At 71.0% G+C, this 13408-nt stretch carries 9 protein-coding genes; 6 read left to right on the top strand and 3 right to left on the bottom strand.

Features of this window, described 5'->3' with window-relative positions; translation table 11 throughout:
* Positions 1-40: 40 nt before the first annotated feature.
* Positions 41-1357, bottom strand: coding sequence for an ABC transporter substrate-binding protein (locus HOV91_RS16250; protein WP_312884643.1), 1317 nt, complete (start codon positions 1355-1357; stop codon positions 41-43).
* A gap of 201 nt (positions 1358-1558) precedes the next feature.
* Here HOV91_RS16250 and HOV91_RS16245 point away from each other — a divergent pair, with 201 nt between their 5' ends.
* The 4 genes from HOV91_RS16245 to HOV91_RS16230 all read left to right on the top strand — a co-directional run bounded on the left by HOV91_RS16245 (position 1559) and on the right by HOV91_RS16230 (position 6404).
* Positions 1559-3817: a carbon starvation CstA family protein gene (locus tag HOV91_RS16245; RefSeq protein WP_174186233.1), complete on the top strand. Its 2259-nt coding sequence runs from the start codon at positions 1559-1561 to the stop codon at positions 3815-3817.
* A 53-nt stretch (positions 3818-3870) separates the two neighbouring features.
* Positions 3871-4074, top strand: a complete 204-nt coding sequence (locus HOV91_RS16240; RefSeq protein ID WP_246350219.1) for a YbdD/YjiX family protein — start codon at positions 3871-3873, stop codon at positions 4072-4074.
* A gap of 162 nt (positions 4075-4236) precedes the next feature.
* On the top strand, positions 4237-5865 hold the full coding sequence (locus HOV91_RS16235; RefSeq protein ID WP_174186231.1) for a DNA-3-methyladenine glycosylase 2 family protein: 1629 nt from the start codon (positions 4237-4239) through the stop codon (positions 5863-5865).
* The gene (locus HOV91_RS16230; protein WP_174186230.1) at positions 5862-6404 is read left to right on the top strand and encodes a methylated-DNA--[protein]-cysteine S-methyltransferase; all 543 of its coding nucleotides are present in this window, start codon (positions 5862-5864) and stop codon (positions 6402-6404) included. The genes HOV91_RS16235 and HOV91_RS16230 overlap by 4 nt, the downstream gene beginning before the upstream one ends.
* A gap of 162 nt (positions 6405-6566) precedes the next feature.
* Here HOV91_RS16230 and HOV91_RS16225 read toward each other — a convergent pair whose 3' ends face one another.
* On the bottom strand, positions 6567-9749 hold the full coding sequence (locus tag HOV91_RS16225; protein WP_174186229.1) for an AAA family ATPase: 3183 nt from the start codon (positions 9747-9749) through the stop codon (positions 6567-6569).
* Between the two features lie 34 nt (positions 9750-9783).
* Positions 9784-10959 (bottom strand): exonuclease SbcCD subunit D, encoded by a 1176-nt coding sequence (locus tag HOV91_RS16220; RefSeq protein WP_174186228.1) that lies wholly within the window; start codon positions 10957-10959, stop codon positions 9784-9786.
* A 317-nt stretch (positions 10960-11276) separates the two neighbouring features.
* On the opposite strand from HOV91_RS16220, the gene HOV91_RS16215 reads away from it, so the two are divergent.
* The gene (locus tag HOV91_RS16215) at positions 11277-12422 is read left to right on the top strand and encodes a DNA recombination protein RmuC (RefSeq protein WP_174186227.1); all 1146 of its coding nucleotides are present in this window, start codon (positions 11277-11279) and stop codon (positions 12420-12422) included.
* A 59-nt stretch (positions 12423-12481) separates the two neighbouring features.
* Positions 12482-13351, top strand: a complete 870-nt coding sequence (locus tag HOV91_RS16210) for a DUF6542 domain-containing protein (protein ID WP_312884642.1) — start codon at positions 12482-12484, stop codon at positions 13349-13351.
* The last annotated feature ends 57 nt before the right edge of the window (positions 13352-13408 follow it).

Below are 13408 nucleotides of genomic sequence, written 5' to 3'. Positions count from 1 at the left end.
CCGAGGTCTTTGCTCGCGGTTTGCGACCGCCGTGCCCGGGTCATGGCGTGTCCAGCAGTGCGTCGACGTCGGCGGCGAAACGCCCGTCCAAGGACGCGGCCGTGGCGGCGCCGCGCAGCACTCGGTTGGAGCCGCGCTCGAGCAAGGCCGACACTTTCCCCCAGGCGGGAGTCACCGGCAGGGGCCGGGAACTGGCCGGACCGTCGGTGAACACCTCGAGATTGCGGATCTCACGGTGCGCCGCGGCGAAACCCGGCGAACTCATCGCCGATTTCAGCACCGGCACGAACAGCCCGGACGCGGCGATGATCGCCTGTCCCACCGGCCCGGTCGCGAACTTCACGAACTCCCATGCCTGTTCGACGCGGGGGCTGCCTGCGGCGATGGCCAGCCCGGTGCTGCCGACGTCGGTGATAGCGCCGGGTCCGCCGCGCGGGCCGACCGGTAGCACCGTGACGTCGATGGCGAGGTCGTCGTGTCCGGCGAATTCGGAATACAGCCAGTGCCCGCCCAACGCCATCGCCGCCCGGCCCCGCCGGAACAGGTCGGGCGCCGAAACCGAGAGCGTGTCGGCGGCTTTCGGCGCCACGCGATGACGGACGGCGAGGTCGGCGTAGAACTGGAACCCTTCGGCGAACCGCGGATCGCCGAGGTTGGTCCTGGTCGGATTCACCGAGGGCGAGAACCACTCGGCGCCGTTGTTCATGCCGAAGCAGGCCGCCGAGAAGTACGGCACCCAGGCGTCGGCGAAGCCCCATCGCGTCCGGCCGGAGGAGTCGTGCCTGGTCAAGGCGGTGGCGGCGGCCAGGAACTCGTCGAAGGACCAGGCATCCCGCCAGCGCGCGGGCGGGGTGATCCCGGCCGCTTCGAACAGTTCCCGGTTGTAGTACAGGAACACCCCGGACCACTGCTCGGGTAACGCGTACTGCCCGCCCGCGTAGCCGAAGGTGTCGTACAGCGCCGGGTAGCTGTCGGCGCGGAGCTGGGCCGCGTACCGCGGATCGCGATCGAGCAGCGTGTTCAGATCCAGCAGCACGCCCCGCTCGGCCAACCCGGAGTACAGCAGTTCCCAGGCCATCAGCACGTCCGGGCACTTGCCGCCCGCACAGTAGGTGAGCATCTGCTGCAACGGGTCCGGGCCGGACATGACGGTGCGGATCCTGATGTCCGGATGCAGTTTCCGGAACTCGTCGATGATCTTCAGCCGGACCCGCGCCTCTTCCGGTCTGGCCTGGAAGAAGAAGGTCAACGCGTCGTCATCGGCGCCGCAGCCGCCACTGGCCAGCAGCGGGGCGGCCAGCGCCGACCCGAGCAGCGTCCGGCGACGGACCCGGGCGACGGGATTCGCACGCGACACAGCCCTCCTCCCAGGGCGGATGTGGAGCTGATCGAACCGCATGGCAGCATACGTTCGGCAATCACACGGTGACGGCCGACACATGAACAATATTTCACGGTGCCCGCCCGGCGGCCGGAATCGGCACGACGGCGTTCTCCGATCGGATACGTTGTCACGTGTTTCAGCAAGATCCTGCGCGTTTTACAGGAGAGTAGGCAGATGGCGACAATCGAATATCTGCGGACCGATCCCGATCTGCCGCCCGTCGGCGTGGTCGACAAGTCCCCGATCACTCCGGCCAAGAAATTGATCTTCGCCGGGATCGCCGCGCTCGGCGCCATAGCTTGGGCGGTGCTCGCCATCTCGCGGGGCGAATCGGTGAACGCGGTGTGGATCGTGATCGCGGCGGTGTGCACCTACATCATCGCGTATCGGTTCTACGCCAGGTTCATCGAACGCAAGCTCGTCAAACCGCGCGACGACCTGGCCACGCCCGCCGAGATCCTGGAGAACGGCAAGGACTACATGCCGATGGACCGGCGGGTGCTCTACGGGCACCATTTCGCCGCCATCGCGGGCGCGGGTCCGCTGGTCGGGCCGGTGCTGGCCGCGCAGATGGGCTACCTGCCGGGAACGATTTGGATCGTGGTCGGCGTGGTCTTGGCCGGGGCCGTGCAGGACTACCTGGTGCTGTGGGTCTCGATGAAGCGGCGCGGTCGCAGCCTCGGCCAGATGGCCCGCGACGAGCTGGGCGTGATCGGCGGCTGGTCGGCCATCGTCGGCGTCCTGGTGATCATGATGATCCTGCTGGCGGTGCTCGCCCTGGTGGTGGTCAACGCGCTCGCGCACAGCCCGTGGGGCGTCTTCTCGATCGGCATGACCATTCCGATCGCCCTGTTCATGGGCGTGTACCTGCGGTTCCTGCGGCCGGGCAAGGTCGGCGAGGTCTCCGCCATCGGCTTCGGCCTGTTGCTGCTCGCCATCGTGAGCGGCGGCTGGGTCTCGGAAACCGACTGGGGCGCGGACTGGTTCACGCTCTCGCCGGTGACCATCTCCTGGCTGCTGATCGCCTACGGCTTCTTCGCCTCGGTGCTTCCGGTATGGCTGCTGCTCGCGCCGCGCGACTACCTGTCGACGTTCATGAAGGTCGGCACCATCGCGCTGCTCGCGGTCGGCATCCTGGTCACGCTGCCGGTGCTGCAGGCGCCCGCGGTCTCGTCGTTCGCGTCCAGCGGCACCGGACCGGCCTTCGCGGGCTCGCTGTTCCCGTTCCTGTTCATCACCATCGCCTGTGGCGCGCTGAGCGGTTTCCACGCGCTGGTCTCCTCCGGCACCACGCCGAAACTGCTGGAGAAGGAATCGCACGCCAGGATGATCGGCTACGGCGGCATGCTGATGGAGTCGTTCGTCGCGGTCATGGCCATCATCACCGCCTCGATCATCGACCAGCACCTGTACTTCGCGATGAACGCGCCGGTCGGGCTCACCGGCGGCACCGCGGAGAAGGCCGCGGCCTACACCAACAGCCTCGGGCTCAGCGGACCCGCGGTGACACCTGCGGAACTGAGCCAGGCCGCGACCGATGTCGGCGAGTCGACGATCATCTCCCGCACGGGCGGCGCGCCGACGCTGGCGGTCGGCATCTCCGAGGTGTTCCACCAATTCCTCGGCGGCGCGAGCATGAAGTCCTTCTGGTACCACTTCGCGATTATGTTCGAGGCGCTGTTCATCCTGACCACGATCGACGCGGGCACCCGTGTGGCGCGGTTCATGCTCTCGGACGCGCTGGGCAACTTCGGCGGGCCCGCGAAGAAGTTCCGTGATCCGTCCTGGCGGGTGGGCGCGTGGCTGTGCTCCGCCATCGTGGTCGCGGCATGGGGCTCGATCCTGCTGATGGGCGTCACCGACCCGCTGGGCGGCATCAATACGCTGTTCCCGCTGTTCGGCATCGCCAACCAGTTGCTCGCGGCCATGGCGTTGACCGTCGTGCTGGTGATCGTGGTGAAGAAGGGCCTCGCGAAATGGGCCTGGATTCCCGGCATTCCGCTGGTCTGGGACCTCGTGGTGACCATGACGGCGTCCTGGCAGAAGATCTTCTCCGCCGACCCGAAGCTCGGTTACTGGAAGCAGCACAGCATCTGCCAGACCGCGCAGGACGCCGGGAAGCTGTGCCTGACGGCGAAGACCCAGGACGATATGGACGCGATCGTGCGCAACACCTTCATTCAGGGCACGTTGTCGATCGTGTTCGCGGTGCTGGTGCTGATCGTGGCGGTGGTCGGCGCGGTGGTGGCCTACCGCGCCTGGCGCTCCGGGGAGACGACGACCACCGAGACGCCGGAGCAGGCGTCGAAGATCTTCGCGCCCAGCGGATTCGTCGCCACCGCGGCGGAGAAGGAAGTGCAGAAGCAGTGGGACGAGTTGATCGCTACCGGAAAGGTGCGCGCCCCGGGCGCCGCACACGTCCACGCGCAATGAGCGACTCCGCGACCCAGGGCGCCGACCGGTCCGCGCGACCGGTCGGCGCCCGGCTGCGCGCGGCGGCCCGCGCCTGCGCCGACGGCGTTCGCGCCGGCGTCTGGTGGTTCGACTCGATCCTCGGCGGGCAGGACTACCAGCGCTACGTGGCCCACCTGCGCCGCAGGCATCCGGACCGCGCCGTTCCGACCGAACGGGAGTACTGGCGGCAGCGGCATGCCGAGGCGGATCGCAATCCGGCCAACCGCTGCTGCTGAACGGCGAAAATTTGGGCGCGCGCCGCCACACATCGGTTTGGTAGTTCTGACACCTGGGACAGGGCGTCAGTTGTGCGATGTCATGGCGGATGTGCGAGGTGGCGACCGCTAGCGGCGATCGCGGCCGATTTCCGCTAGCACGGGTTCGCCGCAGCTGCCATTGTGGTGTGCGTGACGATCACGGCATTGGATTTCGAACGTTGCTACCGGGCGGTGTCGACCCGGGACTCGCGATTCGACGGGCAATTCTTCACCGCGGTGCGGACCACCGGAATCTATTGCCGCCCTTCGTGTCCGGCGATCACGCCGAAACGGGCCAACGTGTCGTTCCTGCCGACCGCCGCCGCCGCGCAGCAGGCGGGCTACCGCGCCTGCCGCCGCTGCCTGCCGGACGCGGCGCCCGGCTCGCCGCTGTGGAACACGAGGGCGGATCTGGCCGCCCGCGCGATGCGGCTGATCGGCGACGGCGTGGTCGAGCGGGCCGGGGTACCCGGGCTGGCCGCCACGCTCGGCTATTCCCAGCGCCAGCTCACCCGCGTGCTGACCACCGAGCTGGGCGCGGGCCCGCTGGCGCTGGCCAGGGCGCACCGGGCACACACCGCGCGGCTGCTGATCCAGACCACCGCTATGCCCATGTCCGATATCGCGTTCGCGGCGGGCTTCGCCTCCATCCGCCAGTTCAACGACACGGTCCGCGAGGTGTTCGCGGTCAGCCCCACCACCATGCGGCTCGAGGCACAGCGCGCGAAGACCGGCGTCCCGGCACGTCCGGCGCCCACCGGCAGCGGCTCGCTCACACTGCGGCTGCCCTACCGGGAGCCGCTCGACCGGGCCTGGCTGGAGTGGTTCCTGTCCGCGCACGCCGTGCCTGGCATGGAACTGTGGGACAACCGCACCTACACCAGGAATCTGCGCACGCCACACGGGCACGCCACCGCGCGACTGAGTTTCCAGCGCGATCATGTGCGGGCGGAGTTGTCTTTGCACGACATGCGCGATCTCGCTCCGACGGTGACGCGACTGCGGCACCTGCTGGATCTGGACGCCGATCCGGTCGGAATCGATGAAGCGCTCGGTGTGGGAACCGCGACGCGCGGAGATTCGGGGGAACGACTGCTCGACCGCGGCGCCGAAGACCTGCCGGACGCGGGGGCGGACTCCGCGCCCGAGAGCGAGGCGCTGACCGGCGTGCACGCGCTCGACGCGGGGCGGCCGTCGTTCACGCCGGGCATCCGTGTGCCCGGGTGCCTGGACGGGGCCGAACTGTTGCTCCGCACCATGATCGGGCAGCAGATCTCGGTGTCCGCCGCCGCCACGCACACCGCCCGGCTGGTCGAGGCGCTCGGCGAGCGGGTGGACGGGCCGCTCCCGCTGCTGTTCCCGACGCCGGAGGTGATCGCAGAGCGGGGCGCCGAGGTCTTGACCGGCCCGGCGCGACGGGTCCGTTCCATCATCGCGGCCGCCGAGGCGCTCGCCTCCGGTGAGCTGCCGCTGCACCAAGGACGCACCGCCGCCGACCTGCGCCGTGACTTGCTCGCGCTGGACGGCATCGGGCCATGGACGGCCGACTACGTGACCATGCGCCTGCTCGCCGACCCGGACATCCTGCTCGGCACCGACCTGGTCGTCCGTCGCGGCGCGACCCTCCTCGGCATCGATCTGACGGAGACCGCGCGCTGGGCGCCGTGGCGGTCGTACCTGTCGATGCACTTGTGGAAAGCGGCGCTGACCAGCCGCGCCACGCCTTCCGAAATCCCCGCGCTCGCCACCACGAAAGGCAGTATCGAATGAACGCCGGCATCGCCGTCCCCACCGAGGTCGGCGGGACTCGCACCACTACAGCGGATTTCGCCGTCACGGCGACGCCGCTCGGACCGTTCACCACGCTCGTCGACTCGGACGGCGCGGTCCTGGCTTCCGGCTGGACCTCCGACGCGGAGAATCTGCGCGGACTGATCCACCCCGCCCTCCGCCCTGCCGGACTACGGCAACGCGACGCCCTGGGCGAGGTGACCAGCGCCGTCGCCGCCTATCACGAGGGCGATCTCACGGCGATCGACGCGATCCCCGTTCGGCAACGCTCCGGGGAGTTCCTGCTCCACGCTTGGGAAGTGCTTCGCACCGTCCCGGCGGGCAGCCCGCTCACCTACACCGAATTCGCCGCCCGCTCCGGCCGCCCCGACGCCACCCGCGCCGCGGCCAACGCGTGCGCACGCAACGCCGCCGCCCTCTTCGTCCCCTGCCACCGAATCCTCCGCATCGGCGGCGCACTCGGCGGCTTCCGCTGGGGCTTGCCGATCAAGCGTTGGCTTCTCGATCACGAGGGGTGAACGGTCCGAATCGATTCGGCGCACAGGCCGTACCTCTGCGGCCTTCTCGGCACAAAGGTCGCCGGTCATGGCTCTAGGAGATTGCGTGGTCGATCGAGCGGTTTCGTTCATCGACCGCACAGTGCCGAAGCCGACGAATCGGTGCGGCGCACCACGGGACGGTCAGGCGAGGGTCGCTTGCAGGTGAGAGCCCGCGCGGCCGCGCAGGACGTGCAGGCGGCTGGGGATACGCTGGCGCATTTCGTCCACATGGCTCACCACGCCGACGACTCGGCCGCCGGCGCGGAGTTCGTCCAGCACGCCCATCACGGCATCCAAGGTGTCGGCGTCCAAGCCGCCGAAGCCCTCGTCGATGAACAGGGTGTCCAGCACCAGGCCGCCCGATTCCGCGGCGACGGTGTCGGCCAGGCCGAGCGCCAAGGACAGTGAGGCCATGAAGGTCTCCCCGCCGGAGAGCGTTTTGGCCGGGCGGACGGCTCCGGTGTAGTCGTCACGGATGTCGAGTCCGAGCCCACCTCGGCGACCGCGCGGACCGGCCTTGTCGGAGTGGACGAATTCGTAACGTCCGCCGGACATCCTGCGCAACCGCTGCGAGCCGGCCTGGGCGACCTCCTCCAAGCGGGCGGCCAGGACATAGGAGTGCAGGGACATGCGGCGGTTGTTCGCGCCGCGCCCGGCTACCACGTCGGCGAGGCCGTTCAGCTCCTCGAACGCCTGCCGTGCCGGGGCGATCCGGTCCACGGCGGCCCAGAGCTGACCGCCGAGGTCCTCGAGTTGGCTCGCCCGCCTGCCTGCCTCGGCGTGCGCGGCCACCGCGGCGTTGAGTTCGGCCTGTGCGGCCGCCACGAGCGCGTCGAGTTCGGCCAGGTCGCCGGGTTCCTGCTCGGACGCCGCCCGGATCTCCGGTTCCGCCAGGACGGCTTCCGCCGCGGCGCGGGCGCGGTCGGCCGCCACGAGTTCCGCTTCGATCTCCGCTTGCCGCCGGGAGTCGCGCGCCGCCGCGGCGACGACCTTCGCGCAGGCGGTCAGGAGTGCGACGTCATCCCGCGCGGTGGCGCGGCCGTCGGCGTCGCGGTGCACCGGTTCGTCCGCACGGGCGCCGGATCCGAGGTGAGCCGCCCCGCCGGATCCCTCGGGCACGGCCGACGCGGCGCCGGAGGGGTCCGCAGGCACGGACTCGGCGGGCAACCCCGCTTCCGGCACGAAACCAGCCGCGCGAGCAAGGTTTTCGACCCGGTTCGCGATCAGCGACACCTGCTCACGCGCCGCCGCCGCTTCCGCGCGGGCATCGCGCACGGCGGCCGCCTCGGTGACCAGGGCGGCGAGCCGGGCCCGGCGCCGGTCGACGGTCTGGTCGGCGCCCGCCGCGGTGCGCAGCCGTTCGGTGAGCTCGGCACGGCGAGCCTGCGCGGAGACGATGGTGGCGGCGACCGCGCTGCGGCGCGCCTCGCAGGCACGCAGATCTTCGTGCAGGCGTGCCTCGTCGTCACGCAACCGGGCCAGTTCGGCCTTCACGTCCTCGGCGTTGGCAGCCAGTTCGGCCGTGTCCTCGTAGCGGTCGGTCGCGGTGCGCAGGGCAGCGGCGAGTTCGACGCGATCGGTGTCACCGCCGCGGGCGATGAGCGCCTCGATCTCCCGTTCGAGCCCGGTGATGCGGGCCAGCGCGCGGTCGCGGGTGTCCTCCGCCGCGCGCTCGGCCGCCACGGCGGCCTCCTCCTCGTCCTTGGACACGGCGGTGTCGGTGGGCCGGGCCGGTGCCGGATGGTCCGCGGAACCGCAGACCGCGCACGGACTTCCGTCGACCAGCTCCCCCGCCAGTTCGGCGGCCATGCCGGACAGCCTGCGCCCGCGCAGATCCAGCACGAGTTCTTTGGCGTCGAGGTGCGCCGCGCGGGCGGCGTCGAACTCGATGCGCGCGTGGTCGAGGGCGGTGCGGCGGGCAGCCAGTTCGACCGCGGCTGTCGCGGCGGCCTGCAACCGCTCCGTCTCGGTGGTGATGCCGGGTAACGCCGCGACCGCTTCGGTGGCTTCGCGCAGCCTGGTCTCGGCCGCGGTGAGGGCGGCGGGCAACTCCTCGCGCCGTGCGGCGAGTTCGGTGGCGCGCCGGGCGAGTGTCGCGTCCTCGGTGCGCAGCGCGGCGAGTTCACCGTCGAGCCGGGTGGCGGTGGCGGCATCGGCCAGCACTTCGTCCAGCGCGCCGATCTGCCCGCTCCAGCGCTGGATCGCCGCGTCGATGTCCGCGTCGTCGCGCACCCGCGCGCCCTCGGAATCGACCAGCTCGGCGCCGCCGAGTTCCACGCTCGCCGGTTCCAGCAGCCGGGCGGCCAGTCGCCGCGCCGCGTCGCGCTCCTCGCTCTCGCGTTGCCGCTGGGTGCGCACCGCCGAACGCGCTTCCTCGATGGCGGCGGCGACCGGCTCGGCCCGGCGCGCGAGTTCCAGTTCGGCCTGGCGTGCGGCGCGCAGCTCGGCACCTGCGGTGTAGTCGTCCAGCTGCGCGCGCGCCGCGGCCATGCGGCGGCGCAGCTCGTGCAGCCGCCGCTGCTGTTCGGCCTGTTCGCGGGCGTGAGCCGATGCGCGTTGGCAGCGTTCGAGTTCCGTGGTGGCGGTGGCCAGATCGGCGCGGGCGGTGGACAGCAGATCCTGCGACCAGCCGACGCACTCCGCCAGACCGGCCGAATCCGCCACTCCCGCCGCCATGCCCACCTGCGTGATCAGTCGCTTGATGCCGTCCGTCCGCGCGTCCAGCTCCGCTTCGGCGGCGCGGCGCCGCTCGGCGAGCCAATGCTCCGCGGTGCCGAAACGCCCGGTGTCGAAGAGTTTTTCGAGCAGCTTCTCCCGATCTTCGTTGTCCGCCCGCAGAAAGCGGGCGAAATCGCCTTGCGGTAGCAGCACCACTTGGAAGAACTGGTCGGCGCTCATGCCGAGCAGGCGCAGCACCTCCTCGCCGATATCGGGGATCCGGGAGAGGTTCTCCCCCTTGCCGTCCAGCCAGGTCAGCGTCGCCTTGGGGTTGATGGTGCGCAGGCCGGTGCCGTCTCGCTTGAGACGCTGGAACTCGGGACTGCGGGTGAGGCGCAGCCGCCGTCCGCCCAGCGTCGCCTCCAGGGTCACCTGCGGTGGCGTGTGCTCCGGTGCGTGATCGGAGTGCAGCCGCTTGCTCTCCCCCCGCGCGCCGGGGACACGGCCGTAGAGCGCGAACGCGATGGCGTCCAGCACCGTGGTCTTGCCCGCTCCGGTCTGGCCGTGCAGCAGGAACAGCCCGTCGGCGCCGAGCGCGTCGAAGTCGACGACCGTGGGTTCGGCGAACGGACCGAACGCGATCATCTCGAGCTTGTGCAGCCTCATGCCGCCGCGCCTACGCCCGGTCTCGGCAGTGCGCTCATGCGGTGAGTTCCTCGGCGGCGCGCACCGCGGACACCTGCTCGGGCTCCGCGACGGCGGCGGCGAGCGCGCGCTCCAGCCAGGTCATCTCACTCGCGCTGGGCAGACCGCGCACGTCGGTGAGGAAGCTGCGGGCTACTTCGATGTCGCGGCGGCCGTGCACCCGCTCACGGTAGCGCAGTTCCGGGTTCCCCTCCGGCCGCATCCATTCGACGTGCACCGCGTAGGGGAACCGTTCGCGCAGCTTGCGCATCGCGTCGACCGGGCGGGCGACATCGGTGAGCACGGCGGACACGTAATGCTGTTCGGCCGCGGTGTGCTCGGCGCCGCTGAGCAGTTCGTCCAGTGTGCCGGTGAGCTTGCTCAGCCCGCGGACGGTCGGCAGATCCCGGCGGCGCACCGAGCTCAGGCCGGAGGCGTCCAGTTCGACGATCCAGACCGCTTTGCGCTGCGCGTTCTCGCCGAACGAGTAGGGCAGCGGCGATCCGGAGTAGCGCACCGACTCGGCCAGCGTCTGTGCGGAGTGCAGGTGGCCGAGCGCGACGTAGTCGATGCCGTCGAAGGCGGCCAGCGGTACCGTCTCCACGCCGCCGACCGAGATCGAGCGCTCCGATCCGGTGGCCTCCCCGCCGACGACGAAAGCGTGTGCGAGCACGACCGTCCGCGCACCCGGCCGCCGCGCGATGTCGGCGCGCACGCGCGCCATGGCCGCGTCCAGGATCTCGGCGTGCGAGCGGGCTTGCGGCACTTCGAGTTCGGCGCGGGTGATCTCCGGCTCCAAGTACGGGATGCCGTAGAACGCCACCGGGCCGTGCTCGTCCTCCAGCAGGATCGGGCGGTCGGCGTCGGCGACGGTGGTGCGCAGATGCAACCCGCCCGCCGCCGCGAAACTCGCGCCCGCGCCCAACCGGGCGGGTGAATCGTGGTTACCCGAGGTGGCCACGATCTGGGCCCCCGCGGCACGGATGGCCTCGAATCCCCGGTTGCACACCGCGATCGCGTCGGCGCTGGGAATCGACCGGTCGTACACGTCGCCGGGCAGCACCACCACCTCGACCGACTCCTCGGCCACCAGCTCCGCGATGGCGGTCAGTGAACGAGCCTGGTCGGCAAGCAGATCGACCCCGTGGAACGTGCGCCCGATGTGCCAGTCCGAGGTGTGCAGCATCCGCATGCCGCGAAACCGTAGGGCAACCCACCGACAGACTCCAATCGCCCCGCCCGCCGCGTCGTATTCGCCCAGGCGGAGCACGGCGTGTCCGCCCGGAACCAGCGGACGTGTCCCGATCGGGGGGCGAGCGTCGTCGACATGCCGAATCACCGCATATCACTTCGCCTCCGGTCGCGCACGATGCGGGCCTTCCTGGATGCCGGAACTCTTACCGGTATGCGCGTCCACCGGAGACGCGCTGGCAGCGCCGATCGCCGACGCGATGCCGAAGAGTTGCCCGGTGCTCGTTCTTGTCGGTGACGTACGGCACTATCGGCGCCATGACCGCACCGATGCTCGTCGCGCTGCTGCTGGTGTTCGCCGCCGGGTTCGGCCTCGGCTGGCTGGGCCACGCGGCACGCGCCGGTCACCGCGCGACGGCGGCGGAGGCGCGGCTCGCGGTGGCCGCGGACAACGAACGATTGCTACGCCAGTCGCTCAGCGCGGCCAACGAGGATGCCGCGCGCAGGCATTCGCACGCCGTCGGCGCGATGGTGGAGCCGCTGCGCGCGGCGGTCGGCGCGCTGAACGAGCACATCCAGCAGGTCGAGCGGCAGCGGATCACCGCGTATTCCGGTCTGCGCGAACAGGTCGCGAGCATGCAGCGCACGTCCCATCAGCTCACCGGGCAGACCGGTCAGCTGGTCGCGGCGCTGCGCGCGCCCCAGGTACGGGGGCGCTGGGGCGAGATCCAGCTGGAGCGGGTGGTCGAACTCGCCGGGATGACCAGGCACTGCGACTTCCAGACGCAGGTGCACCGGACCGGTCGCGGCGAGGACGACCGGGCGGTGCGGCCGGACCTGGTGGTGCGGCTGGCGGGCGACCGGCGCATCGTGGTGGACGCGAAGGTGCCGTTCGCCGCCTACCTGGACGCCTGCGGCACCGACGACCCCGACGTGCGCGCCGAACTGCTCACCCGGCACGCCAAACATCTGCGCGCGCACGTCGACCAGCTGTCGGACAAGGCGTACTGGGCCGCCTTCGACCCCGCGCCGGAGTTCGTGGTGCTGTTCGTGCCCGGCGATCCGTTCCTGGACGCGGCCCTGACCACCGATTCCGAGTTGCTGGAGTACGCGTTCGGCCGCGACGTGATCCTCGCTACGCCGACCACCCTGATCGCGTTGCTGCGCACCATCGCCTTCGGCTGGCGGCAGGAGGCGCTGTCCAGGGACATGGCGACGGTGCAGCGGCTCGGGCGTGAGCTGTATCACCGGCTCGGCACGACCGGCAAGCATCTGGACCGGCTCGGCGCGCAACTCGGCAAAGCCGTCGAGGCGTTCAACTACACCGTGGCCTCCGTGGAGTCGCGGGTGCTGGTCACCGCGCGCAAACTGCACGACCTGGAGATGGCCGAGCAGGACGTGCCCGCGATCGGACTGGTGGACGCCCGGCCCCGCCCGGTGGGCTTCGCCGACGCGGGCGGCTAACCAGCCCCTGTGGCCGTGCCGCCACGCCGCCGAGCGCGGCGGCAACTAATGTGCATATCGTGGCTGCTTCCGAACGCGTGCGATCCCGGGTGCCCGCGCCGCAACGCTCGATCCTGCCGTCGGTGCCGGGGATTCCGGTCGGCGCGGCGATCCTGACGGCGGTTGCGTGCACGTTCCTGGGGTTTCTGATCGATGCCAGCGGCGGCAGCGGCGACCTGACCGGCACGTTCGCCGCGCTGTACGTGCTCGGCTGCGTGGCGGCCGTCGCCGCCGTGCGCTACCGCGGCTTGTTCAGCACGATGGTGCTGCCGCCCCTGCTGCTGTTCGTCGCCGTGCCGCTGGCCTATCAGCATCTCACCGGCCGTGGCACGACCTCGCTGAAGGACGTCCTGCTGAACCTGGCGATTCCGCTGGTGAACCGGTTCCCCACCATGATGCTCGCCACGATCGTCGTCCTGCTGATCGGCGGCGTCCGGATCTACCTGCACCGCCGCGAAGAGGAGGCCGCCCGGCCGTCCTCGTCCCGCCGCGGCGCGAGCTGGGGAAAGAAGTCACCTGCGAAGAAGAGCGGGCCGGCTCGTTCTTCCGGTGGCCTCGCGGACTCGGCGCGCCGCAAAGCTCGCCGGCCGAAGAAGGAGCCCGGCGAGCCCGAGCTGGACGACGCCGACGAGCCCGCCCCCCGACCGGCCCGTCGCCCGGCGGCGCAGGTCGCCGACGCCGCGCCCCGCGTGGCGCCGTCTCGTCCGCGGGAAGGCCGGGCCCCCGCCCGGGGCGCCGGCCGCCCGGCCGGAGCCGTGCCCCGTCCCGAAGGCGAGCCACCGCGCGCCGCGGGCCGCCGCCGCGACATGCCGCCGCATCCCCAGCCCAACGTGCGCTACCGGGAACGCGATGCCAACCGCACCGAACGACGCAGGCCGGAGAACCTGTAGCCGGTTCGCCGGAACGACACCCGCGCGCCGCCGGGGGACTCCCTCACCACGACGCGA

This window comes from Nocardia barduliensis (assembly GCF_013315795.1).
GTDB classification, from domain to species: domain Bacteria; phylum Actinomycetota; class Actinomycetes; order Mycobacteriales; family Mycobacteriaceae; genus Nocardia; species Nocardia barduliensis.
Note: the sequence above shows the minus strand (reverse complement) of the source record. Positions and strands in the feature narration are given on the sequence as shown.

Bases quoted from the DNA above. Each gene is read 5' to 3' on its own strand.
- HOV91_RS16245 (WP_174186233.1), top strand. From the start codon at position 1,559: ATGGCGACAATCGAATATCTGCGGACCGATCCCGATCTGCCGCCCGTC.
- HOV91_RS16230 (WP_174186230.1), top strand. From the start codon at position 5,862: ATGAACGCCGGCATCGCCGTCCCCACCGAGGTCGGCGGGACTCGCACC.
- HOV91_RS16225 (WP_174186229.1), bottom strand. From the start codon at position 9,749: ATGAGGCTGCACAAGCTCGAGATGATCGCGTTCGGTCCGTTCGCCGAA.
- HOV91_RS16220 (WP_174186228.1), bottom strand. From the start codon at position 10,959: ATGCGGATGCTGCACACCTCGGACTGGCACATCGGGCGCACGTTCCAC.
- HOV91_RS16215 (WP_174186227.1), top strand. From the start codon at position 11,277: ATGACCGCACCGATGCTCGTCGCGCTGCTGCTGGTGTTCGCCGCCGGG.